Source organism: Neobacillus drentensis (genome assembly GCF_021560175.1).
GTDB lineage: Bacteria > Bacillota > Bacilli > Bacillales > Cytobacillaceae > Neobacillus > Neobacillus drentensis_A.
The window spans coordinates 2490141-2514766 of the sequence record NZ_CP091110.1 but is presented as its reverse complement, the minus strand read 5'-3'; the positions used below and the strand labels follow the sequence as shown (position 1 = coordinate 2514766).

Below are 24626 nucleotides of genomic sequence, written 5' to 3'. Positions count from 1 at the left end.
AAAGCATCTAAAAAATCCTGGCAAATTACTTCGCCAGGATTTTTTGTTTACTTTTGTCTTGTATGATCACTCTTTTTTATAGTGGTAATTTGATCGGTTTACGGGTATAAAACCCTTCGGAGAGTAGAAACGAAGTAAATCACCATTTACGACTTTATCGGATAGGATTAACTTTTCATCCACCATTTTCTGGTCTTTCCCGGCCTCAGATAACTGGTCCTCAGCTAATTCCTGACCCGTAGCTGTGTCATAGTACTTTCCTTCGATCGCGGAAATTTTCGAGCTAACAAAGTCACCATTGCGGAAAGGAATCAGGTCATCATGCTGGGTCGACAGTAAATCAGTACCGAATTGGATATATTCTTTGGAATCAATCCCTAACAGGTGAAGAAGGGTCGGAAGAACATCAATCTGCCCGCCATATTCGTGGTTTATCCCTCCCTTTATACCTGGAACATGAATGAATAAAGGCACTCTTTGTAATCCGGTGCTCTCAAAAGGAGTTATTTCCTTTCCGAGGATTTTCCCCATTTCTGGATTGTTTTCCTTTGAAATCCCATAATGGTCGCCATATAAAATAACAATGGTATGATCGGCTAATCCAGATTCTTTTAAATCAGTAAAAAACTGCTTTACAGCTTCATCCGCATAGCGGGCAGTTTGAAAATACGAATCAACAGATGGGACACCGGTTGAAGCTGGTTTGATCGTGGCGTCTTTTTTATCAATAGGAAATGGAAAATGATTCGTCAAGGTTATTAGTTTCGTATAAAATGGCTGCTGTAACGTTTTTAAAAGCGGCATGGACTGCTTAATAAACGGTTTATCCATCAAACCGTACTCTGTCAGATCTTCTGGATTCATCGCATAATAACTTGAATCAAAAAACTTATCGTATCCAAATGATTTATAAATGATATTACGGTTCCAAAAGCTTCCCGAATTACCATGAAAGACGGCCGAGGTATACCCTTTCTGTCCTAATATCGCAGGAGCTGCTTGGTAGGTGTTGTAGCCTTTTAACATGTAAGCAGAGCCTTGTGACAGCCCGTATAAGGAATTTTCCAGCATAAATTCAGCATCAGAGGTTTTACCATGTGATGTCTGATGGAAAAAATTATCAAAATAAAGGGTATTTTTATCATTGGTCAAGGAATTTAAAAATGGAGTTACCTCTTCACCCTGTAATTTGTAATTGATCAAAAAGTTCTGGAAGGATTCAAGATGATAATAGATGACATTCATTCCCTTGCCTTTTCCAAAGTATTCGGGATTTGGTTCAGCATAATTGGATTTTGTATAATTATAAACTTCTGTAATATCATTGCTGTCAGCCATTACTCTCTGAGCGGATGCTTTCGTGCTTTGAACGATATCATTAATGGAGTAATTGTATAGACCTATATATTTTATTAAATAATTGTGGTCAAACTCTCTCGTTAATAATTCAGGACGGTCTATTTCAGCAAGCCCTATATTCGTACATAGAATAGTTAGGGTTAGCGAATAGAATGCACTAACTTTCCGACGTTTCAAATCTTTCATTTCCATTTTCACAAATTTGAAACAAAGTAGTAAAAGCAGCAGGATAAAATCAATAAAAAATAAAAAGTCATACGGTTTTAATAAAGAAATGACACTACCGCCTATTTCTCCAGCATTTTTTGTCTGAGTCAGTGTCGGCAAAGTAATATAATCACTAAAGAATCGGTAATATAAAATATTGCTGTACAACAAAGCGGATAAGAAAAAATAGATGACCATAAGCCAAATATACTTTTTCCGTCCTTTTAAAAAGTGGGCCAGTCCTAAAAAAAGAAGTGATGAACCCAGAGGATTAATAAATAATAGGAACTGCTGAAATGGGCCATCAATTCCCAATTTAAACTGTGTTAATTGCGCTAAATATGTTTTAATCCACAAGAAGAGAACAGCTAAAAAGAAAAATCCCAAATACTTGTTCATCATTTGTTGACCTTTATGAAGTAGATTACTCATGCTGCTCCTCCATTTTGTTCGATCTGATCTTCAATGTTTCTTTCATAATATGTATATCGGACATATTGGTTTTTGCCATAAATAAATAACACAAAGCAGACGGAATAAGAAAAACTTCCAGGAATGATAAGGTCATTATATAGTTATTTGGTTCCTGATAGTGGACAGTAATAACTCCAAGCAGCGTACCGAATCCCAAGTTTCCAATCGTTCTCCCTAAACTATTGAAGAGGTTAGCAACACTAAAGGCTGTTCCACGGTGTTCAGGAAGATTCACATCTGTGATGAGCGCAAGCCAGTTTGGAGTATTGGCGGACTGTGCTGCGGATGCAAAAAAAGCTACAACAAACAGTAAAGCAATCCATGGATTTAGAAAGATTTGTTTAATTAGATTGACTAAAATCAGAATAGCATGATCGTCATGAGGCAGTATCAAGTGATCCATTGGAATACTAAACATTCCGATATAAAAAGGCATCGTAAGAAAGACAAAAATGGCTGTAAAAAAAGCTCGCCCTTTATAGGATTTTTTTTGAAATTTATCGCCAAGATGACCGAAATAAGCGGAAGTCATCCCGCCAATTTGTAAGATACCATAAAGATAACCCGAGGCGATCATGGCCGTTTCCACACTATATCCTTGCTGTTGAATTTTAAATATAAATAAGGTCGGAATCCAAATTAGACTTCCCGTTGAAATATTCATAAAAAATGCCTGTAAAAATAGTAACACATTACTTTTCTTTAATAAAATAGAACGGATTTGCTTTGCATCAATAAAATGATCATAGGCCTGTCCCTTTTTAATAAAATGGCGCAATTCAGGATCCGACTGGCCTCTCGATGGTTCTTCTACAAAAAGATATAAAAAAATCAGGAAAAAGCCAATAATACCTACGATTTCAAAGGGCCATCTCCAACTGTGGCTTGTTGCAGTCAAAGAAGCCAATAGCGATCCAGTGATCCCTCCCAGCCCCTGCGCCATACCCCAAAGACTCAACACCGTACCTCTTTTTTCATAGTGAATAAAATCTGTTAATATACTAAAGCCAATCGAAGCAATACAACCTAAACCAATTCCCGTTACCATTTGAAAAAAGATAAGTTGCATATAACTTTTGCTTATGGCTGTTAGAAACACAGCTGCAACCCAGATTAACGTTCCGATGATAATCAATCGTTTTCGTTTAAATTTCCCAGAAAGATAGCCCCAATAAACAGAAGAAATGGCTGTAACGATAATATTAACAGCGGAAACAATCCCCAATTTAGCGATATCTACATGTAAGTCTTGGGCGATAAACTTAAATAGTGGTGGAAATAATCCAATAATAATATTATCAAAGGCTGCCAGCGCAATAAATACTGCTATCGTGAATTGCGTTTTGGCATTTTTATTTTTCAAAACATCCCCCCCTATCGTTTGCCATTGCTGAAAAGACTTGCCATCATACAGAAAAGGTGCGGAACGGATCGTTCCTCACCAATCGTTTTGCTTCTTATTAAAAATAAACTCTTTTCCTAACTATTAGGCAAGCTGCAGTTTCCTCTCAGAACGATTTTCCTCCTCTAAAAGGAATTGAATGATTTCGTCTGCCACTTCAGGCTTTATATAATTTTTTTGACAATCGATAATATTTTTTAGTTTCTCCGCTTCATTTGCAAGTAATTCGGAGATCATAAGTTTAATTTCACTTGTCCCCTCACAGATTACCCCCAAATTTAAGCTTTCCGCAAAGTAGGGATTGTCCTCTTCTTGACCAGGTAAAGCTCCGGTTATAATAATGGGTGTATTGGAAGAAATGGCCTCAAACATAACATTTGGGCTTCCTCTGGTAAATGCGATATCGGAATCGAACATAAGATCTTGAATGTTTTCGGTAAATCCAAAAATCTCCACTTTGTCTCCATACTTGCTTGAGAGCGATTCCTTTAACATTGATTTTAACTTTTTATTTCTTCCTGCTACAATTTTTACATGGCAATCAAAATGATCAAGCAGAACTTCGGCAATATTCAACATATTGCCAACACCCTCGCCACCGCTCATGATTAAACATTTTAAGGGTTCCCCACCACTATAACTTACCTTTTTATTCGTACTGTCTCTAAAAAATCTTGAGCGTACAGGAAATCCTAACATTTTAAGTCTCTCTACTGGTATGCCATATTCGATACACTTGTCCCTTGCTTCCATCGTTGGACAAATCGTATAATCAACTCTCTTATCGGCCCAAAGCGGGGATATGTTCACAAGATCGGCAATAAGAACAAAAAATGGTATTTTAATAGGAAGTTTTTCTAAAATATTTAAAATTGACCCATTAAAATTGGGATGAACAGATAAAATTAAATCAGGTTTTTCTTCCGTCAATACTTTTAAAAAAGTATTTTTTATGAGATTTTCTATAAATTTATTAATCAATTCTGGGTTTTTAGCCGAAAAGTTAAAGACCATTTTCCATAAATTTTCTGACATTCTTGTTATTGGGCCATACGACTTGCCAATTCGCATCAAAAATGGTCCGCCAAGTGAAAAGCCGTCTATTACTTTAACCTCGATATTAGGGTCGAGTTTGAGTTTTTCATTCAAAGATTCTGTAATACTTTTATGTCCATGTCCTGTATTATCAGAAGAAATAATTAAAATTTTTTTTACCATACTTATGACCCTCACTTAAAACCGAATATTCATGGAAGGTATCCCATTATAATTCTATAATAACAAAACTGAAACGTTTAATCACCTTCAAAAGAGGTAGAAATATCCAAATTTGAAATAAATCTAATTACAGACTTAAACTTAAATATATACCCTTTCTATTTTTAATAAAAGGAATTTACTATTAAAAGTTTATTAATTTATCGCCTAAGACCCTCAATCACTATAGACCAAACAACCTTAGGTAAGAAAAAAGACTCAAGCGGATGGACACTAAAGTCTTTTTATCGAAAAAAAATAAAAGCTGTTTTTCCTATTGGTAAATCTAATAGACTTAGAGAAACATCATATACTAAAAAATATTTCACCACAAATGACAGCCAAAATGATAAGGAAATCTACTATGATTAGTGTCCAAACGAAGTATTTCATGTCATAATCATCCTTTTATATATTTAGAGGTGTTAAAATAAAATAAAATACTCCTACACGATTATTAATAGATTACCATTTAACATGATCTAAAACTAGATTGTCCATAACGAAAAAGGGAATATAAAAGTACACGCTGCTGCATCCGCTGATGTTTTCCAAACTATTCACTTCCAATCCTCGTATGTAACGGTGCCTCCCGTTAGATCAATGGTATTTCGTTCCCCTTTATAATAAGTCTTTCCATTTTTTTTAATAATAAAATTATCATAGGTGTAGACCTTTTGCCCATTTGGCAAGTGAATCACCACTTTTTCTCCTAGTTGCTCTGAAGGTGCGTCAATTTTAATGGAACTTTGATCGTAAAAGCGAAAAACAAAGAAACCGGCAGTTAAGATTAAACTTACTGCTATGGAAATAATTAGACCCTTCCACGGAAACTGCTTCGTTTTTTGTTGATGATATAGCTCTAATCTGGTCAACTTCTTCTCCTCCCTATTCTATAAAGCAGGTTGAATCAAGGTCCAACCATTGATTTTTCTATATATGTCATATTCCCTTTATTCCCAGATTCTATTATTCTTATTCCTAAAGATTAAAAATACGACCTTTGTTAACCTATGCATCAATAGCAAAAAGTTGAACCTAAAATGGTTTAAAAACACTTCTTTAGACAAGATTAGGTATAATAAAAGAGAGAGAAAACAGAAAGGGGTATTGCAAGTGGTTCAACTAAACTCAGATGAAACAATGAAGTTAATTGCAGATTTAGTCTCTATTCCGAGCCCAACCGGAAATACGAATGAAGTCATCACTTTTGTAGAGAAATTCCTTAAGGAGTTAGAGGTTGATACATATCGGAATCGAAAAGGCGGCTTAATTGCCACTATAAAAGGACAAGATAGCAGCAAACATCGAATGCTCACCGCCCATGTAGATACTCTTGGAGCGATGGTAAAAGAAGTAAAAGCAAATGGCAGATTAAAAATTGACTTAATCGGCGGATTTAAATACAACTCAATCGAAGGTGAATACTGCCAAATTGAAACGCAAAATGGCAAAAAATATACCGGAACCATCCTGATGCACCAAACCTCTGTCCATGTGTATAAAGATGCGGGCAAAGCCGAGCGGAACCAAGATAATATCGAAATACGTATTGATGAGAAAGTACATACTGCTGAAGAAGTGCGTGCACTTGGAATTGAAGTTGGTGATTTTGTTGCGTTTGATCCGCGTGTAGAACTTACCCCGAGCGGCTATCTAAAATCACGCCATTTAGATGATAAAGCAAGTGTAGGGATTCTTTTACAATTGATTAAACAAATCAAAAAAGAAGGAATTACTTTGCCATATACGACACATTTCTTAATTTCAAACAATGAGGAAATTGGCTATGGCGGAAATTCCAATATTACACCAGAGACAGTCGAATACTTAGCAGTCGACATGGGGGCTATGGGTGATGGTCAGTCCACAGATGAATACACGGTTTCAATCTGTGCAAAGGATTCTAGCGGCCCTTATCATTATGAACTCCGGAAACACCTGGTTCGTCTTGCCGAAGAACATAAGATAGGCTACAAACTGGACATTTATCCCTTCTATGGTTCAGATGCCTCTGCGGCAATTCGCTCCGGACATGATATCGTTCATGGCTTAATCGGACCTGGAATTGACTCATCACATGCATTTGAACGGACACATGTATCTTCGATTGAAAATACGGCCAAACTTTTATATTATTACGTTCAATCTAAACTTGTTATTTAGTATTGTCATCATCAAACATCGGCCGGAATGCATTCTCCCGGCCGATGCTTAAAACTCCCGTACATTAAATTCCCCTTAAAATTAAACATTTTTCCTATTTGTCATTTATAATCAAAGAAAAGTTGTAAGGAAGGTGATAAAAATGAAACAGGGTTCCCTTTCACAGAGAAAAACCGGCTTCTTAGCGAATTTCATCGCTAATCCGAAAGAAAGACGAAGAACCAATTTATTTTTAATGATGATGGTTGTCATAATTTTGGCTGAAGTATTGTTTGTTTATTTGGATCGAGAACAGCTAATGGCCCAAGATTTCCGACAATACAAAGGGACATTTAAACAGTTTGGTTCCATTGCACAAATCGGTTTCTATGCCGCAGTCTCTATTTATCCTGTTTTTCTACTAGTAAAAAATAAACAGCTCAAAGGGATTAAATGGGGAAAAATTGAGTTAAAAACCATCTTACAATTTGTCGGTAAGCTGGTCCGAACTTGGCATGTTCCAATTGCATTACTTTCTACAGGAGTCATATTTCTCCATGTTTATATGGCCATTTTACGGGGGTTTAAGCTTGATTTTACTTATATTTCAGGAATTATGACAGTCCTTATTCTTCTCCCCTTAATCTATATGGGACTTAAGCGTTTTAAGAGAAATGACCGCAATTGGCATTTCAAACTTGGCATCACTTTCTTGATTATATTTTTCATTCATGCGAATTTCTCTTAAAACATTCTCCCTAGTACAATCGACAAAAAAACGTTATAATAGCGGTTGAATAATTACAACTCATCACTAGGAGATGAAGATATGTTTTCTAATATTGGTGTACCTGGCTTAATCTTAATTTTAGTAGTAGCATTAGTCATTTTTGGACCAAACAAACTTCCTGAAATCGGACGAGCATTTGGGAAATCGATCCGCGAATTCAAACGAGCAACAGAGGGAATCGCAGATGATATCAAGGAAGAAATTAAAGAGGATCTTATTGAAGCAAAGAAAGACCAAATCAATTTAAAAAAATAGGGAATAAATAGAGGCATCTCCTGACTCGTCAAGGGATGCCTCTGCGTTTACCGTTTTTTTGCCATTGCCTGGAATTGATCCATTAATTTTTTTCGCGAATCGGGATTTCGTAATAAATAGGCTGCACCTAAACCAATAGTGGTCATCATCAGTGTTTTTCTTTTCAAATCATCAACCTCCTCGGAATTTCTTTCCTTATTAATTTTCCCTTTAAGTGTGCTATTAAAACACAAAAGGGAAAAAAGCCAACCCCAGATGGAAATTGACTTTTCATAACACTTAGTCGAAAACGGTAATTCACCGGTTCTACTTAGCTAGTTTTTCTTTCATTAGCTTATTATGCTGTTTCGTTTGTTCTAACAGCCGATTTAACAGAATCGCTGCTTGTTTGTTATCCTTTTTATCAATAGCAATTCTAAGTTCATGGAAGGTTTTCCAATGTCCCATTTCTTTCCCGCCATGTGCTTGCTTCATAAACTCCTCTTTTGTAATCTTTCCTGATTCAAACTGCTTCTTCAGTCCCTCAATTTTAGCGATTCTCTCTTTTTTCCATTGCTCTCGTTTGGCGGAATTTTCCGGGCTCATCCATTGGGTACGGAGGTCTTTCTTTTCCTTGAGAACCCTAGACCATTCTGCCTTTTTTTCAGGGGTATATTGACTTACCCAGCCAAGAAGCTTTTGCTCCCTTTCCGCCATCATGACCTGCCAATCTTTATGATTCATATGGTGACGTTTCCCATCTTTGCAATCACATGGTTTTGCCTCATGATTCGCAGGGGTCGTATCATTAGCCAGCGCAGCAGCAGGCATTAAGAATAATGCTAGTGTAAAAATTAAGCCTTTAAACTTCATCCTAACTCTCCTCCATTTGTGTTAAAATTTCTTTTTGCACGGAATTATCATGCCCTCTTTGTCAAAAAAAATTTACCAATCTGACAAATTTTTAACTAAAAACCACTTGAGATTTTTTTAGGATTAGCGTATCCTAAAATCATAAACTATATGTGAATTATTTCACAATTAAAAAAGAAGGAGCTTTGCTCTCTTTTTTAATAAATTGAATGTGAATAAATTCACAAAATAAAAATAGATAAATAGGTTTGGAGTGGGGAGTTAAATGAATAAGCCGAAAGTTGTCATCTTAGGTGCTGGATATGGTGGAATGATCACCAGTAAAAGTCTTGAGAAACTTTTAAAATCAGGAGAAGCAGATGTTACCCTGATTAATAAGCATGAATATCACTACATTACCACGCAGCTTCACAAAACAGTAGTTGGAACCGCAGCCGATCGTCAAATTGCGATGTCCATTCCTGAACTAATTACTCCTAGCAAAACTCGCTTTCTGCAATCAGCTGTTTCATCTGTGGACATTCATAAACAAGAAGTACACCTTGAAGGCGGCGATTCAGTCCAATATGATTACCTATTAATCGCGCTTGGGTTTGAGGTTGAAACATATGGAACGCCTGGTATTAAGGAAAATGCTTTTCAAATTAGAAGTTTTCGAAGTTCAAAAGCTATTTATAATCAAATTATTAAACAATTTAACTTATATAAACAAGATCAAGACCCTTCTCGCTTAACTTTTGTTGTTGCCGGCGGCGGTTTTACTGGTGTCGAGCTGCTGGGAGAGTTGGCTGATGGACTGCCAAAACTATGTGCTGAACACGATATTCCATTTGAAAAAGTAAAAATCGTGGCGATTGAGGCGGCACCTTCTGTCATTCCGTTCTTCCCTCAGCAATCGATTGAATATACAACAGAAGTCTTAGAAAAGATGAATATTGAACTGATTACAGGTAGAAAAATTATTGAATGTACACCTGAAAAGGTTGTCATAGATCCAAATATCGACATCCCAACCCGGACTTTAATCTGGTCTTGTGGTGTAAAAGGAAATTCGATTGTTCATAATTGGGGACTGCCAATTGTAAGAGGAAAAATTGAGGTTGATTCATACCTTCGTGTGAAAAACATGAAAAATGTCTTTAGTCTTGGAGATTGCTCGCTATTTATGAAGGATGAAAAAAATGCATTAGCGCCAACTGCCCAGGTTGCCCTGCAGCAAGCACCTATATGTGCAAAGAATATTATTGCTTCCATTCGCGGAGAATCTTTGAAGGCTTTTGACTATCATCATAAGGGCTCTGTTGCCTCTATTGGGCTAAAAGTAGGGGTCGGAAAGGTTGGAAGTGTCCGCTTATCCGGCTTAATTGGCGGCTTTATGAAATTAGTTATTGAAGCTCGCTATCTGTTTAATCTTGGCGGTCCATCTTTAATCCTTAAACAGCATTTTGGGGTTAACCGTGCACCTATTCATGCCGCAGCAAAAAGCAAGATAAATTAATTTGTTTTCTTTTCCTGGTCAGAGGAATCCCCCTCTTCTCTGCCATTGATTTGATAGATTCCAAAAAGTGATGGCCTGAAATCCCCTGATAGTAAGGCGTACCCCCGATTCCATAAACTAAAGGGATCGGGGGTTTTTATTTTACAAGCATCTCTTAATCCCATTCAATAAATTCAAGCCGATTGCCAAATGGGTCAATAACATGAATTCTCCTTGCTCCTGGGAGGTTATCATCTTCTGTAAAAGCAACTTCTTGCTCTTTTAGGTGGCTTTTTAAACCTTCTAGATTTTCAACGATTAATGCTGGATGTGCCTTTTTAGCAGGTAAAAATGGCTCTTCTATGCCAATATGCAGCTGAAAGGTACCAAACTCAAACCAAACTCCTCCGCGTTTTTTTAACTCTTCTGGTTTCTCCACCTCTGTTAATCCAAGGATGTCTGAAAAAAATGCTCTTGCAGCATCTTCGCACCCTTTCGGACCGGCAAGCTGCACATGATCAATTTTTTTTATCGCAAATGTCATTTGATCCCTCCTTTTTTCGTGTGTCATCACTATTTTATAAAATTAATAATATTCAATCAAATTTTAAGAAATACCACTTTTCACTTACCTAATAGTCTAGGAACACACAAAATAAAGCTATTCCCAGAATAGGAATAGCTTCTAAGCCTAATAAACATCTTTTTTTGTAAAGACAGCGAAAGAAACAAGTAAAGCTACAGCCCACCAAATAAATAGGACCATCATGGAAAAGGACAGATCCATTCCCTCAATCGGCGGCGCTGACCCCTTCATGTAATCCGTTAATCGTAAATTGACCATAAAAAAGTATTTAGCGGATTCCCATGAAGATACCATGTTGCTTAAGATTGCTCCTGATATGAGTGCTGCGAGCATAACCCCCATCCCGGCGGCCGTGCTCCGGATAAGGACTGACAACATAAACGATAACGTACCAACCACAATCGCGACAAACCAAACTAATCCAAAATCCATCAATAGAAATTTCCATAAGCTGAGAAGTTTTACATCCGTGGTATTTAATCCTGTATCAGTCACGTTAAATCCTGTCAGGATTGGCGCTCCCCAGCCTTTATAGCCAAAAACTAATCCAGAAATGAGATAAGACAGGATACCGGTAATAGCAATAATTAACGATACCGCTAAACAAAGCGTAATGTACTTACTTAAAAGCACTTTCCACCTTTTAACTGGCCTCGTCAGCAATAGCTTAATCGAACCAAGACTGTGTTCCGAGGAAACTAAATCACTGGCAATAACCATGACCATCAACGGGATAAATAAATCAATAGAATTCTCTAAAAAGATACGCATAAACGTGGGTGCACCAGGCTCTGATGGGTTGATATCATGATCCAAATAATATTGTTGCTGCTGTAATGAGATTTGCAGCTGCTTTTTCCATTCGTCAGATAATCGGCTGCTGCTTAAACGGTTGGTCGTATCGACAATCTGCTGCTGGAGAATCGTGCGCCAATCACTTGTTCCTAATTTTTCCCGCTGTGTCTCAACTTGTTTATATTGGGCATATGTAAATAATAACACTAATACACCGATGATCAGGGCAATGACCACTAGCCTTTTCTTGGCAATCAGCTTCATCATTTCATTTTGAATTAATTTACTCAATCGAGTCACCCCCCGTTAGTTCGAGGAATAAATCTTCCAACACAGGCATTTTTCGATTAATTTCCGTGACAGAAACCCCTGCCGTCACAAGCTGTTTATTCCATTCCGGTATCTTCTGTTCATCATATTCCGTTACAAATGTCCCATCGTCACTTACTTGCATTTCCGTTAATGTACTTAATACCTGTTTCCCTTTTTCAAGTGGGGAAACACGCCAGACAGCCCGTTCACGATTCGCAAGGAGCTGCTCGACTGTATCAATTTTTATAATCGTTCCTTTTGAGATAATCGCAACCCGATCACACAATAACTGAATCTCACTTAATAAATGACTTGAGACAAGAACGCTTAGCCCTTCTTTTTCTGCCAGAAAACGGATAAATTGGCGCATTTCCCGAATTCCAGCAGGATCTAAACCATTTGTCGGTTCATCGAGAATTAATACCTTAGGCCTTCCTAAAAGGGCTTGGGCGATTCCAAGGCGCTGCCGCATCCCCAATGAGTAAGTTTTCACTTTATCGTGAACCCGGTCCGATAAGCCAACCAGCTCGGTGACTTCTTTAATGCGCTCTTCGCCGATCCCGTCTAGCATACGGGCAAAATGGAGCAGGTTGTTATAGCCTGATAGATACGGGTATAATTCTGGATTTTCGACAATACAGCCGAGATTGCTCATCGCCTTTTGAAATTGATCCGCTACATTGTAGCCGCAAATTTGGATCTTACCAGCTGTCGGTTTGATGAGTCCGACCAGCATCCGGATGGTGGTCGTTTTCCCTGCGCCATTTGGTCCCAAAAATCCAAATACTTCCCCTTCGCGCAAATTAAATGTTAATCCTTTAATAATTTCCCGTTTTCCAATGACTTTTTTTAAATTTTCCACAGCTAAGGTGATTTTTTTCTCCATTTTTTCTTCTCCTTACCAGGTAAGCAGTGAGGCTACACGTTCTGCAATTAAACGATACCCTTTTGCGTTCGGATGAAACTTATCGGAATATAGATAATCATTTACTTTTAATTCAAACAAGTCAAATGTTGGCACAAAGACAATTTTCGGATAGCCAGCACTTACCTCGGCACTATCATAGTTCCAATGACGGACCACCTTTGACATCTCTTTTCCCTGATCTAATTCAATAAATGGATTGTACAATCCAATGAAAAACACATTGGCGGTTTTGTTGTTCTTACGGATCTGCTCAAAGATAAACTTTAAATTAGTTAAATATTTTTTTTCAATGGCTGCGATATTACCAGTTGAATAATCGGTTAATCCTTGTCCGCCGCGAAACAAATCATTTCCGCCAATCGTTACTAACACTATGTCAGCCTTTTGGATTTGCCGTCCGACTTCTGTTTGCAGGACCTGTTTCCGAAGTTGGTCGGAGGTCTGCCCATTGATGCCCAAATTGGTGAGCTGAACCTGCTTTTTTGTTTTTTCTTTTATTTGATCAGTCAGATCCCCAACGTAGCCTTTTCCTGTCTCATCACCAGTCCCCCTGGTTAACGAGTCCCCTAATGCCACGATTGTTAGACCTTTTTTGTTCTCCACTTTTTTGCTAACAGTTTTTGTCATCGGAACATTGTCCGGTTTGTCGGCATAATATTGACCTACTGCCCAGCCAAGTCCAATCAGCCACAGGAGACAAAACAATACTCCTATGGCCGTGAAGGAGCGGATGGTATTCTTACCCATGTGTGACACCCTTTCTGGCCTTTTTCTATTATTTAATCACAGTTGTGGTTTGAAACAAACTTTTGACGCTTGTGTTTTCCCGTGAAAATAAAAAATTCATTATTTGTTAACATTTTATTTTATATAAAAAAGGCTGTGTTAATCTTGAATGTTGATTTCCCCTCCAGGCGGCTTCGCTTTCCGCGGGCGTGCCGGGGAGCCTCCTCGGCGCACTTGCGCCTGTTGGGTCTCCCCTGGCCCTTACTCCCGCAGGAGTCTTCGCCGCCTTCCGCTCCAATCAACTTGCTAAAAATCAACAATAGCCTTTAACACAGCCATAAAAAAAGCCGATTTCCAAATTGGAAACCGGCTAATTCATTTTCTATTCTTCTAAATTCCCCATTGGTCCAAAGAACTCAAAGTGAATTCTGCTTTCATTGACACCTAATTCTTTTAATGAACGGTTGATGGCTTTCATAAAAGGCACTGGTCCACAGAAATAAAAATCTGCTTCCTCTATTAATACATTTTCCTTTAGCCACTCACGAGTTACGTAGCCCTCAACATCAAATCGATTGTTTAGGCGGTCCTCTTCTGTAGGTGTATCATAAAACACATATGACTTAACATAATCGAGATTTGATAATCCTTTCACTTCATCACCTAGGGCATGAACATTGCTATTTGCTGCTGCATGGACAAACGTTACCTGACGTCCAGGCTGCGCCTCTACAACTGTTTTTAACATACTCATCATAGGTGTTAAGCCGACCCCGCCACTTAAAAGCACAACAGGAGTCGTCTTTTGAGTATCAAGAATAAAATCACCTGCAGGTGCGCTGACTTTAAGTATGTCTCCTTCGCTCACCTTGTCATGTAAGTAATTAGAAACCATTCCATCAGGATTTGCCGTTCCAGCCTCTTTCTTTACACTGATGCGGTAATAATCTTTGCCAGGGGCATCTGACAAACTATATTGACGGATGTGAGTAAACTTCTCACCGTCTATTTCTAGTTTAATGCTAATGTACTGGCCAGGGATGAAACCAGCGATTTCGCGTTGATCTTCAGGCTTTAAGTAAAAAGAGGTTATAACGTCGCTTTCGATTACTTTACGGTCAACTACAAAATTACGGAAGCCGCTCCAGCCCCCTTGTTGATGTGCAGCTTCATCATACATTTCTGCTTCCACACTGATAAAGGCGTCCGCAATTAAATTGTAAGCTTGTGCCCAAGCATCAATAATTTCGTCTGTTGCCGCATCGCCCAGTACATCCTTAATAGCCATTAGAAGGTGTTTTCCGACAATAGGATAATGCTCTGGCTTAATTCCAAGACTTCTATGTTTATGGGCGATTTGTTTAACTACTGGCAGGATAGCTGCAAGGTTATCAATATACATAGCAGCGGCATATACCGTCCCTGCAAGTGCCTTTTGCTGTCTTCCCTGTTTTTGATTGGCATGATTGAAGATATTTAATAATTCTGGGTGGTTACCAAACATTAATTGATAAAAGCGGGTTGTTATGGTTTCTCCATGTTTTTCTAATACCGGTACTGTTGATTTAATAATATCGATTGTTTTTTGATCTAACACAATGAAACACTCCTTATTTAGTTATCACTATTTCCATAGTGATTATATGAAATAAATCATCACAACTAAGTGATTCAAATCACACTTTAATATTTTTAAATAACAACTCCTGTAATTTTCACAAAATGTTCAAAGTTTCATATGACAAATATAACTAGTGAAACTGTTTTCAATATAGTAATGTTTAATATATTGAAAGTTTTTACCGGAGGAAAAAATATGAGCAAAGCAAAAATTGCATGGATTACTGACACAACTGCTTCTCTTAGCAAAGACTTTATTGAGAAAAATCATATCTTTGTCGTCCCCTTACACGTTGTCATTAACGATGAGTTTTATAAAGAAACGATTGATATATCAGAACAGGAATTTTATGAGCGGATGAAAAACGAGGAAGGAAAGTTCCAGTCGTCTCAACCTTCCATTAACGACTTTGTTGAACTTTATAAAAAATTGAAAGAAGACTATGATTTTGGAATCGCCATACATGCCTCTAGTACTTTAACAGGGACCTATCAGTCTTCCCTCATGGCCGCTAATATGGAAGATTTCAAGTTATTTGCGATCGATTCTAAAATTGGATCCTATCCACTTTCATTTTTAATAAAAAGAGGAATGGAGCTTGTCGAGCAGGGTGTGGAGGCCGAGGAAGTGGTTGAACATCTAAATGCTTTACGGAGCAATACTCGATTATATTTAGTCCCATCAAATTTGGATCAGCTTCACAAAAGCGGCCGGGTATCTGGCGGCCAAAAAATCTTGGCCTCTCTCTTTAATATAAAACCAATCTTAGCTATAGAAGACGGTACTGCACAGATTAAAGACAAAGTTCGTACCGATAAAAAAGCGATGTTCTGGCTGGCTTCTAAATTAAGAGAAGATCTTGAAACAAAAACAGTAAAAAAAGTTGCGGTTGTTCATGCGAACGATCCCAAAAAGGCTTCTGAGTTTGAAAAATACATTAACGAAAATTTTCCTGGTATTGAAACAGAGGTTTTGATGCTGATCACTGTTGCTGGTGTTCATACTGGTGTCGGGACCATGGGGCTTTCGTGGGTTTGTGAGTAAAGGACTGATTCTCATCAGTCCTTTTTTCCTTTTATAAAATGCCTTTCGTTTTCGCTTCGTTTATCCATCCCGGAAACTCATTTAGCAACTGGTTAAATAATTCCTCATCTGTTGTTTTTTCAATCTCTTTTATATGAAAAAAGTTAGCATTATCTACAAAGCGACCTTCCATTGTATCCAATTTTTCAAGTATCTCAAAATTCGAATCCCCAATGCCAACAAATTGCCAGAAGATTGGCTTAGTCGATGATTCAACTACTGGTTTCTTAATCGTTCTTTTACATCCTCCATCATTAATGAAAACGATAAAAGCAGGATCCGAGGAAGGTGATTCAATCGTATATTTTTTAATTACATCTTCCATGACAGGAGGTTCATCGTTTCTTCCGAATTTATGTATCAGGTCGTTGTTTAAAATATACTCTTCAACATAATTGACGAAGTCCTGTTCGGTAACTGATTTTAATCGGGAAAATTCATTATCATATACCCAAACATCTAAAGTACCATCATCATCAAATTGACTGGCAACAGCAAGGATTCTCTCCACTACCCTTTGGACAGTACCATTTTTATATAACCCTCTCATAGACCCTGAAATATCCAACACTAATCCAACTCTAGCAACGACATTCGTAAGCTTCTTTTTTTCTAAAACAATTCCTGCTTTTTGTTTCAATAAGCTAATGGATGACATTATGTACCTCCCATTTCTTTATGGTGCTATTCGTAGAATATCAGCATCTTCTATTATTATACTTCATTTCAAAAATATGTTAGATTATTTTGTATAATATAGTCATATAAATTTGTGGAATGGATTTGAACTGATGATGAAAAACAAAAGAGTGCAATGGATTATAAGTTCCTTTGTTGTAATGAGTCTGATATATGTTGCCATATTACACATGATAATTAGTCAATATAGTCATTTAATTGCTCCTAAAAACGCCGATTATCTAATTGTTCTCGGAGCAAGGGTTAAAGGTACGGAACCATCTAAGGTATTAGCCAGTAGGATCGATGCTGCAGCAAAGTACTTAAAGGAAAATACTGATACACTTGTGATTGCATCCGGGGGTAAAGGTCCGGGCGAAGATATAACGGAGGCGGAGGCAATTAAAAGAGAGTTAATAAGTCAAGGTATTAACAAATCTCGTATACTATTAGAAGAGCATTCTACGGATACGTATGAAAATATTGAGTTCTCGAAGAAATTCATTCCTCCTACTGCGGAGCTAGGTCTAGTAGTAACCAATACTTTCCATATATATCGAGCCCTTTCAATTGCGAATTACCAAGGTTTACGTGTGAAAGGTCTTTCTGCTGAGACTCCTTGGTCAGCCGTAATAAAGTCCTACTCACGTGAATATTTAGCCATTACAAAATTCTATTTAGAAAGATATATAATCGGTTTCAAGTAAAAAACTCGACGGCGTCGAGTTTTTTACTTATTATTTGATTTTTGCGTAGATACAAGTATCGCGGAGTTCTTGCTGATCGGCAGAAATTCCGTCATTTTTTAATATCCCTTCTAAGGTAAAACCTAATTTCTCAGGAATTGCTCGGCTTTTGCTATTTTTACGATCACAACGGATTTCTACGCGTTTTGCGTTTAGTTCACGAAAGGCAAATTCCGTGATTGACTCTGCTGCTTCCGTAATATATCCATTTCCGCTTTGTCTGGTATCAATCCAGTAGCCGATTTCAAATTTTGGTATGTCCCAATTCATCCGGTGCAAACCAGTGGCACCGATAAACTCACCTGTTTCTCGGTTGAATATATGTAGTCTTAGGTCCTCTCTGGTTAAAAATTTCGCATGGGATTCACGCATGTTTGCCTCTACCTCTTGCTCCGTTTGCTCTCGATTAGCCCAGGGCATCCACGGTTTCAGTTCATTTATAGATGCCTGCATGGCTCCAAAGACCACTTTTCCATCTCCAGGCATCGGCTTTCGAATATATAGTCTCTCCGTATAAATTTCTTCTGGAAAATCTATTAAGATTGGTTTCATATAGGTACTTCCCCCCTTCTGAATCATTAAAATTCGCCATAGATCTTAAGTTTTCCTTTCTTTTAGTGTCAATTTGAGAGATCTTTTGCAAACATTCACTAGATTTGACGACCCTGGTTTTTATAAAAGTATCATGTGGACAGGTTGCTTGGTTTCTTCTCTTGGATTGTCCTCATGAACCCGTCATGTGGACATGTTGCTTGGTTTCTTCTCTTGGATTGTCCTCATGAACCCGTCATGTGGACAGGTTGCTTAGTTTCTTCTCTCGGATTGCCCTCATGGACCCGTCATGTGGACAGGTTGCTTGGTTTCTTCTCTTGAATTGTCCTCATGAACCCGTCATGTGGACATGTTGCTTGGTTTCTTCTCTTGAATTGTTCTCATGAACCTATCATGAGGACAAGTTGCTCGGCTTTCTCTCTTTGATTGTCCTCATGAATCCGTCATGAGGACAAGTTGCTCGCCTTCCTCTCTTGCATTGTCCTCATGAACCCGCCATGAAGACAACTTGCTCGGTTTCCTCTCTTGGATTGTCCTCACGAACTCGCCATGAGGACAAGTTGCTCGGTTTTCTCTCTTGGATTGTCCTCATGAACCCTCATGCCTCCACACGCCCGTTCTCCCATTATATAAAAAAGACCCTCCCGAAACCGGAAGAGTCCTCTAATATTTTAGTAAGCCTTAGCCCAATAAACCATTTTGTCTGTTTCTTTACCACAGCAAACACATTTATCAGCCACTTTTTCCTGTTCAAAAGGAATACAGCGGGAAGTTGCGCCAGTATCCTCTTTGATCTTTTCTTCACAGGCTAAATCGCCGCACCACATAGCTTTGATAAACCCTGGTTTCGCTTCAAGGCTATCCTTTAACTCCTCAAGAGTCGTCGCAACCGAAGTTCTCTCTTCACGATGATTTAATGCCTTATTGTAAAGGTTTGATTGAATATCATCTAACAATTCAACCAGTTTTGTTTCTAACTCGTCTAAAGAAACAACAATCTTCTCTAATGTATCTCTTCGAACCAAGACAACCTGCTTATTTTCAATATCCTTAGGTCCGACCTCAAGACGAACAGGAATCCCTTTCATTTCATACTCATTGAACTTCCAGCCTGGTTTTTTATCGCTGGCATCAATATCAACGCGAGCAACAGAAGCTAGAGACTTTTTCAAATCATAAGCAAAATCAAGCACGCCTTCTTTATGCTGCGCAATCGGAACAATCATTACTTGAGTTGGCGCAGCTTTAGGAGGTATTACCAAACCGCGGTCGTCGCCGTGAACCATGATTAATGCACCGATGATTCTGGTTGTAAAGCCCCATGACGTTTGATGAACATACTGCAGCTTGCCTTCTTTGTCTGTATACTGAATGTTAAACGCTTCAGCAAACCCTGTACCAAAGTGATGGGAAGTTCCGGATTGCAATGCTTTTCCATCATGCATTAAACTTTCAATCGTAAAAGTAGCCTTAGCACCAGCAAACTTCTCTTTCTCGGTTTTCTGACCCTTTACCACAGGAATAGCAAGAATTTCTTCACAAATAGCCGCATAGACATTTAACATCTTAATCGTTTCTTCCATTGCATCTTCATCTGTTGCATGGGCAGTATGGCCTTCCTGCCATAAGAACTCTAATGTCCGTAAAAATGGACGGGTTGTTTTTTCCCAACGGACTACGTTAGCCCATTGATTATATAGTTTTGGCAGATCACGGTATGAGTGAATGATATTACTGTAATGCTCACAGAATAATACCTCTGATGTTGGACGGACCACTAAACGTTCGGCTAATGGTTCAGAGCCGCCGTGAGTAACCCAGGCTACTTCAGGAGCAAAGCCTTCAACATGGTCTTTTTCCTTTTGAAGCAGGCTCTCAGGAATAAATAATGGCATATAAACATTTTCATGCCCTGTTTCTTTAATGCGTCGGTCTAACTCGTTTTTAATATTATCCCATAATGCATACCCATACGGGCGGATAATCATTGAACCGCGAACACTTGAATAATCAATTAAATCTGCTTTCGTGACAACATCTGTATACCACTGGGCGAAATCCTCGTCCATACTGGTTACATCTTTTACAAATTCCTTTGCCATTTTGACACCCCATTATTATTTTTATATCGAAAGAATGATTCAGCCTTTACTCGCTTTTTGAATACAAAAAGACCCTGATCCTAAAAAAGGGACCAAGGCCTGGCGGTACCACCCTAAATTCAAAAAGCAAAAGCTTTAAACTCTCTCGCATGATAACGGATTTTATCCGCATGTATCTTCAAGTAATAATCCGATACAGAACTCGTGAGGCAGGTTCAATTGATTGTCTTAAGAAACCTCACACCAATGGTTTCCTCTCTTGGTAAGACCACGTCAATTTACTAATCCCCGTCAACGTTTCAAATAGTATTTTTGAAAAAATTATATATTTCTCTATAATAAAAGTCAAATAAATTATGAATTATTCTACTCTTTGAGCTAAAATTAGGACAAAAAGGGGTACAAGAATGACAAAAGAAAAGGACGAACTAGCACAAGAAGAAGCAGAAAAAGAAATCTTACTCGAATATATGAAACTTCAAAATGAAGTCTTAAAAAGAATTTATAAAAACACTCTGGATAAAGACAAAAGCGACGGCAACTCTTGATAAGAGTCATAAAACGTTCATATAAATCACAGAAAATACAAATTACAATCTATTCTTTACATTTATAATACTCTTATGTTGTTTAATTATTAAGGCACATAAGAGGAGACAAAGCATGAATATATTTTCGATTATTTCAGCCGCTTTTGTGGCCATTGGAACAGGCTATTCAATTTATCTAGTTTATCGAAATAAAAGCAAATTGAACAATACGCCGGGAATCCTGGTAAGTATGGTAATTGCTGTGATCACTGGGTTACTTGCCGGAAGCATCATTGGGCTGGTTTCCGGTGAAACCTTCCTGACAGTAGGAATCAGCATGATTATTGGTTTCTTCGTTGGTTTCTTAGCCGGACATCCGGTTGGGATCTTAGCGATTTTGATGGGAGCCATATCTGGTTTAATGGGCGGAATAAATGGCGCTATTCTTGGACTTTTTCTCCAGTATATTAACCCTACAATATTGCTGGGCATCTTATTAGGATTTTATGTTGTCATCATTGGCTTTGTAATAGTTTATATCCATGTCACGACAAACAGCAAATTTTCGATTAACACGGAAGAACTTTCACCTTTTGCAATAATTAGTGGAGGCATTGTCCTCGTTTCTTTGTTCTTATTTATGTACAGTAGTGATATGGTAAAGATTCCTGGTAAAAGCGCAGCTGCTCAAACTCCAACTTCCCAAGCAGCTGATACAGCCAAAACAGAAGTAAATGTCACCGGAGGTTCTGCCCCAAAGGTCCAAATGCTTGTAACAGATAAAGGATATTCCCCCAACGTGATCCGGGTTAAAAAAGGGGTTATGGTCGAACTTGATATTACTAATCCTTTAGACAGCAGTAACTGCTTATCTACCTTTATGATACCAGAGTTAAACATTAACAATATAAAATTGAAGACCGGAACAACAAAACTGTCATTTACTTCAGATAAAACAGGTGAATATACATTTAGCTGTGGAATGCAAATGTTTAAAGGGAAAATCATTGTCGAGTAAGACAAACAAGCACACGAGCAAAGTCTCGTGTGCTTGTTTTTATCAGATATCACTAAACATATCTGTTTGACGTTTTTTTCGTTTCGCTTCCGCACCTAGGACCTTAATTGACAAGTAGATTCCAGTACCTGTTAATGCGATCATGGCCAGCGCCACTAAATCGATTAACCATTTAATATTGGTATTGCCAATTCGCCCTTCATGGAGACCGCGGATGATTCCCATAACTGAGGTTTGTCCCATTCCTCCTCTGTTCATCATCATACCAGCTGGAAAGTTCCCATTTCCGCTAAAATTACGGCGTCCTTGAAATTGGCCATTATGATTAAAATTTTGGTTTTGATTCCCATTTTGTCCTTGTGGTTGACCGGACGTTTGTCCAGAATTCTGCGTCATACCTTGTCTTGCTTGTCCCTGATTGGTCTGACCGTTATTGAATTGGCTTTGATTCATTTGACCCTGTTGAAAATTGGCCCTGCCGCCTTCCATTGATGTTTGTCCGATTAACCATGGTTCATTTATCAATAGACCAGTAATCGACTCCATAAAAATAAAAATAGACGCAATTAAACCAATCCATAAATGAGTTTTTCTAGTATTCTTCACCTGTTTTTCTCCCTTCAAATATCCTAAAGCTATTGTAAGTAGTCAAACAAATTATGAATCGGTTTCCTTAAGTTTTTCTTAAGATTTAAACAAGCCCCAAAAATTATTTTTGGGACTTCGGAAAGATCATTTCAATTTTTGTTCCTTCACCTAAAGCGCTCTGAACCCTTGTCTTACCATGATGTTTCTCGATAATCCACTTAGCAATCGACAAGCCGAGTCCAGCGCCGTCAGCTTCCGTCCGAGCTTTATCACTTTGATAAAAACGGTCAAATATCTTTGGAATGTCATTTTCGGGGATTCCGATTCCTGTATCGTTTACTTTTAGATAGATAGAGGAATGACTTTGCGTGCAGGAAAGCGAGATTTCTCCACCCTCTTTTGTATACTTTATGGCGTTGTCCAATAGAATGACAATTAATTGATGAATCCTTTCTTTATCGGCTAGAAACGTAACAGGCTCAGCAGCTTCTAGGAGCAAGGTTTTCTCTTGATACATCGCAAACTCTTCGTACTGTTGAATAATCTCTTTTAAAAGATCATCCAATTGGAATTCTGATTTTTTCATTTCCATTTGATCAGAATCCGACCTGGCCAATGTAAGTAAGTTTGTTACCAGTTTTGAAAGCCGCCTAGATTCCTTTGAAATCGTGGAGATATCTAATATTTTTTCCTGAATGGTTGCCGTTGGTGAGCGAAACAGGATATCTGTTTTGGCCTGAATAACGGCTAATGGCGTTCTCAACTCATGTGAGGCATCGGAAACAAACTCTTGCTGTTTGTTCCATGATTTTTTAATGGGAACCAATGCTCTTCCAGCAAGGAAATAGCCAGAAGCTACCGCACAAATAATCCCTGCACCGCAGCCAATTAACAGGATTAACAGAAGCCTGTCAAGTAGTTCATTTTCTGAATTCACATTACGAATTACTTGGACTGTAATATTTCCTAATTCAGGAACTTGCGCCTTAAATGCCACATAGCGAAAAGTAAAATTTTCGACATCGACGTCCTCTAATGTGCCGTATTTCTTGGGACGAATCCGTTTTTCATTGTCCTGAAACAGAGCTGCACCGCGATCTTGCCCTGCCAACAGATTCCCCTTTTCATCCCAAATTAACGTAATAATCCGTGGATCTCTACGCATAAATTTTGGTTCTGTCTGATCATCCCCATCAGGTTTCCCATCTTGTTTATCCATTTGCCCGATTGGCTGCTGATAGTGTTCAACAGAATCCATTAAGGATTGGTTAACGTCCTGATATAGTTTATTATCAGTATAAAAATAAATAATGCTTCCTAGTATACTAATTAAAACAATAAATACGATTGAATTAATAAAAGTAAGTCGAATATGTGTTTGACGAAACATAGGCGGCCCCTATTCTTCGTTCAGCATGTAGCCCACACCGCGGATCGTTTTAATATCCGTATGGTAGCCGAACGGCTCTAATTTTTTGCGAAGATGATGCATGAATACCTCTACAATCGCAACCGTAGTATCGGAGTCGAATCCCCATACACGATCATAGATTTGTTCTTTTGTTAAAATAACTCCCTTATTTTGAATTAAATATTCCAATAGCTCATATTGCTTAGCTGTTAGTTTAATGGATTCTCCATCGACCAAAATATCACGTTCCTTGCCTAATAACTCGATGCCGCGATATTTAATGGTTTGATCCGTCGTTAAGCTGCCGCTTCTTCTTAGTAACGCCCTGATTCTTGCCTTTAATTCGGCAGCTTGAAACGGTTTTACTAAGTAATCATCACCTCCAAAATCAAGTCCTTTTACACGGTCCTCTAAAGAGTCTCTTGCTGTCAAGAATAAGACAGGGATCTTTAACCCTTCCTTGCGGATCGTCTGCAGCACTTCAAAACCATCGATTTCAGGTATCATGACATCCAAAACAATAACATCATGGATGTTTTGCATCGCTAAGAATAAAGCATCCTCTCCGTTTGAAGCTTGATCAACCTCAAATTCATCGGATAAAAGTTGAACAATCGATTCTAATAATGAAAGGTTATCCTCTACCACCAATAAACGCATTTCTATCTCTCCTTAACATAATTTCATTCATCCCATTATATAAGAAACGAAGCGGACGCAACAGCAGCGACC

The 24626-nt window shown here is 38.2% G+C and carries 24 protein-coding genes and 1 other annotated feature; of the genes, 8 read left to right on the top strand and 16 right to left on the bottom strand.

Annotated features, from left to right (window positions below; translation table 11 throughout):
- Window positions 1-66: 66 nt before the first annotated feature.
- The 4 genes from L1999_RS11540 to L1999_RS11525 all read right to left on the bottom strand — a co-directional run bounded on the left by L1999_RS11540 (window position 67) and on the right by L1999_RS11525 (window position 5574).
- Window positions 67-1998: a lipoteichoic acid synthase gene (locus L1999_RS11540; protein ID WP_235743670.1), complete on the bottom strand. Its 1932-nt coding sequence runs from the start codon at window positions 1996-1998 to the stop codon at window positions 67-69.
- Entirely contained in the window at window positions 1991-3403 is a 1413-nt protein-coding gene (locus L1999_RS11535) for an MFS transporter (RefSeq protein WP_235743669.1), read from the bottom strand. The genes L1999_RS11540 and L1999_RS11535 overlap by 8 nt, the downstream gene beginning before the upstream one ends.
- A gap of 123 nt (window positions 3404-3526) precedes the next feature.
- The gene (locus tag L1999_RS11530; protein ID WP_235743668.1) at window positions 3527-4660 is read right to left on the bottom strand and encodes an MGDG synthase family glycosyltransferase; all 1134 of its coding nucleotides are present in this window, start codon (window positions 4658-4660) and stop codon (window positions 3527-3529) included.
- Between the two features lie 599 nt (window positions 4661-5259).
- Window positions 5260-5574, bottom strand: a complete 315-nt coding sequence (locus L1999_RS11525) for a hypothetical protein (RefSeq protein WP_235743667.1) — start codon at window positions 5572-5574, stop codon at window positions 5260-5262.
- 268 nt (window positions 5575-5842) lie between these two features.
- Here L1999_RS11525 and L1999_RS11520 point away from each other — a divergent pair, with 268 nt between their 5' ends.
- The 3 genes from L1999_RS11520 to L1999_RS11510 all read left to right on the top strand — a co-directional run bounded on the left by L1999_RS11520 (window position 5843) and on the right by L1999_RS11510 (window position 7889).
- Window positions 5843-6865, top strand: a complete 1023-nt coding sequence (locus L1999_RS11520) for a M42 family metallopeptidase (protein WP_235744323.1) — start codon at window positions 5843-5845, stop codon at window positions 6863-6865.
- 142 nt (window positions 6866-7007) lie between these two features.
- Window positions 7008-7592, top strand: a complete 585-nt coding sequence (locus tag L1999_RS11515; RefSeq protein WP_235743666.1) for a hypothetical protein — start codon at window positions 7008-7010, stop codon at window positions 7590-7592.
- Window positions 7593-7673: 81 nt separating this feature from the next.
- The gene (locus L1999_RS11510; protein WP_235743665.1) at window positions 7674-7889 is read left to right on the top strand and encodes a twin-arginine translocase TatA/TatE family subunit; all 216 of its coding nucleotides are present in this window, start codon (window positions 7674-7676) and stop codon (window positions 7887-7889) included.
- Window positions 7890-8195: 306 nt separating this feature from the next.
- On the opposite strand, the gene L1999_RS11505 is transcribed toward L1999_RS11510, so the two are convergent.
- A complete protein-coding gene (locus L1999_RS11505) occupies window positions 8196-8741 on the bottom strand; it encodes a hypothetical protein (RefSeq protein ID WP_235743664.1) in 546 nt (181 codons plus the stop codon).
- Window positions 8742-9006: 265 nt separating this feature from the next.
- Between L1999_RS11505 and L1999_RS11500 the strand changes: the two genes are divergently transcribed.
- Window positions 9007-10239, top strand: a complete 1233-nt coding sequence (locus tag L1999_RS11500) for an NAD(P)/FAD-dependent oxidoreductase (protein ID WP_235743663.1) — start codon at window positions 9007-9009, stop codon at window positions 10237-10239.
- A gap of 154 nt (window positions 10240-10393) precedes the next feature.
- Here the strand turns inward: L1999_RS11500 and L1999_RS11495 are convergent, their stop codons facing one another.
- The 5 genes from L1999_RS11495 to hmpA all read right to left on the bottom strand — a co-directional run bounded on the left by L1999_RS11495 (window position 10394) and on the right by hmpA (window position 15162).
- Complete coding sequence (locus tag L1999_RS11495) at window positions 10394-10762, bottom strand: VOC family protein (RefSeq protein WP_235743662.1); 369 nt, start codon at window positions 10760-10762, stop codon at window positions 10394-10396.
- A gap of 147 nt (window positions 10763-10909) precedes the next feature.
- Complete coding sequence (locus L1999_RS11490; RefSeq protein WP_235743661.1) at window positions 10910-11890, bottom strand: ABC transporter permease; 981 nt, start codon at window positions 11888-11890, stop codon at window positions 10910-10912.
- Window positions 11883-12797, bottom strand: a complete 915-nt coding sequence (locus L1999_RS11485) for an ABC transporter ATP-binding protein (protein ID WP_235743660.1) — start codon at window positions 12795-12797, stop codon at window positions 11883-11885. The genes L1999_RS11490 and L1999_RS11485 overlap by 8 nt, the downstream gene beginning before the upstream one ends.
- Before the next feature lie 12 nt (window positions 12798-12809).
- On the bottom strand, window positions 12810-13586 hold the full coding sequence (locus L1999_RS11480) for an SGNH/GDSL hydrolase family protein (RefSeq protein ID WP_235743659.1): 777 nt from the start codon (window positions 13584-13586) through the stop codon (window positions 12810-12812).
- Between the two features lie 361 nt (window positions 13587-13947).
- Entirely contained in the window at window positions 13948-15162 is a 1215-nt protein-coding gene (gene hmpA, locus L1999_RS11475; RefSeq protein ID WP_235743658.1) for an NO-inducible flavohemoprotein, read from the bottom strand.
- Window positions 15163-15381: 219 nt separating this feature from the next.
- Here hmpA and L1999_RS11470 point away from each other — a divergent pair, with 219 nt between their 5' ends.
- On the top strand, window positions 15382-16230 hold the full coding sequence (locus L1999_RS11470; protein ID WP_235743657.1) for a DegV family protein: 849 nt from the start codon (window positions 15382-15384) through the stop codon (window positions 16228-16230).
- A gap of 31 nt (window positions 16231-16261) precedes the next feature.
- Here L1999_RS11470 and L1999_RS11465 read toward each other — a convergent pair whose 3' ends face one another.
- A complete protein-coding gene (locus tag L1999_RS11465; protein WP_235743656.1) occupies window positions 16262-16927 on the bottom strand; it encodes a vWA domain-containing protein in 666 nt (221 codons plus the stop codon).
- 133 nt (window positions 16928-17060) lie between these two features.
- On the opposite strand from L1999_RS11465, the gene L1999_RS11460 reads away from it, so the two are divergent.
- Entirely contained in the window at window positions 17061-17654 is a 594-nt protein-coding gene (locus L1999_RS11460; RefSeq protein WP_235743655.1) for a YdcF family protein, read from the top strand.
- Window positions 17655-17684: 30 nt separating this feature from the next.
- Here L1999_RS11460 and L1999_RS11455 read toward each other — a convergent pair whose 3' ends face one another.
- Window positions 17685-18245, bottom strand: coding sequence for a GNAT family N-acetyltransferase (locus tag L1999_RS11455; RefSeq protein ID WP_235743654.1), 561 nt, complete (start codon window positions 18243-18245; stop codon window positions 17685-17687).
- 671 nt (window positions 18246-18916) lie between these two features.
- Window positions 18917-20347, bottom strand: a complete 1431-nt coding sequence (proS, locus tag L1999_RS11450) for a proline--tRNA ligase (RefSeq protein WP_235743653.1) — start codon at window positions 20345-20347, stop codon at window positions 18917-18919.
- A gap of 84 nt (window positions 20348-20431) precedes the next feature.
- Window positions 20432-20651 (bottom strand) — a binding site (T-box leader).
- Between the two features lie 103 nt (window positions 20652-20754).
- On the opposite strand from proS, the gene L1999_RS11445 reads away from it, so the two are divergent.
- The gene (locus L1999_RS11445; RefSeq protein ID WP_235743652.1) at window positions 20755-20895 is read left to right on the top strand and encodes a hypothetical protein; all 141 of its coding nucleotides are present in this window, start codon (window positions 20755-20757) and stop codon (window positions 20893-20895) included.
- Between the two features lie 115 nt (window positions 20896-21010).
- The gene (locus L1999_RS11440) at window positions 21011-21895 is read left to right on the top strand and encodes a cupredoxin domain-containing protein (protein WP_235743651.1); all 885 of its coding nucleotides are present in this window, start codon (window positions 21011-21013) and stop codon (window positions 21893-21895) included.
- 42 nt (window positions 21896-21937) lie between these two features.
- Here the strand turns inward: L1999_RS11440 and L1999_RS11435 are convergent, their stop codons facing one another.
- From L1999_RS11435 to L1999_RS11425, 3 genes are all read right to left on the bottom strand, one after another.
- Window positions 21938-22501 (bottom strand): PepSY-associated TM helix domain-containing protein, encoded by a 564-nt coding sequence (locus L1999_RS11435; RefSeq protein WP_235743650.1) that lies wholly within the window; start codon window positions 22499-22501, stop codon window positions 21938-21940.
- Between the two features lie 103 nt (window positions 22502-22604).
- Window positions 22605-23873, bottom strand: coding sequence for a sensor histidine kinase (locus tag L1999_RS11430; protein WP_235743649.1), 1269 nt, complete (start codon window positions 23871-23873; stop codon window positions 22605-22607).
- 9 nt (window positions 23874-23882) lie between these two features.
- The gene (locus tag L1999_RS11425; protein ID WP_215046239.1) at window positions 23883-24554 is read right to left on the bottom strand and encodes a response regulator transcription factor; all 672 of its coding nucleotides are present in this window, start codon (window positions 24552-24554) and stop codon (window positions 23883-23885) included.
- Window positions 24555-24626 lie beyond the last annotated feature (72 nt).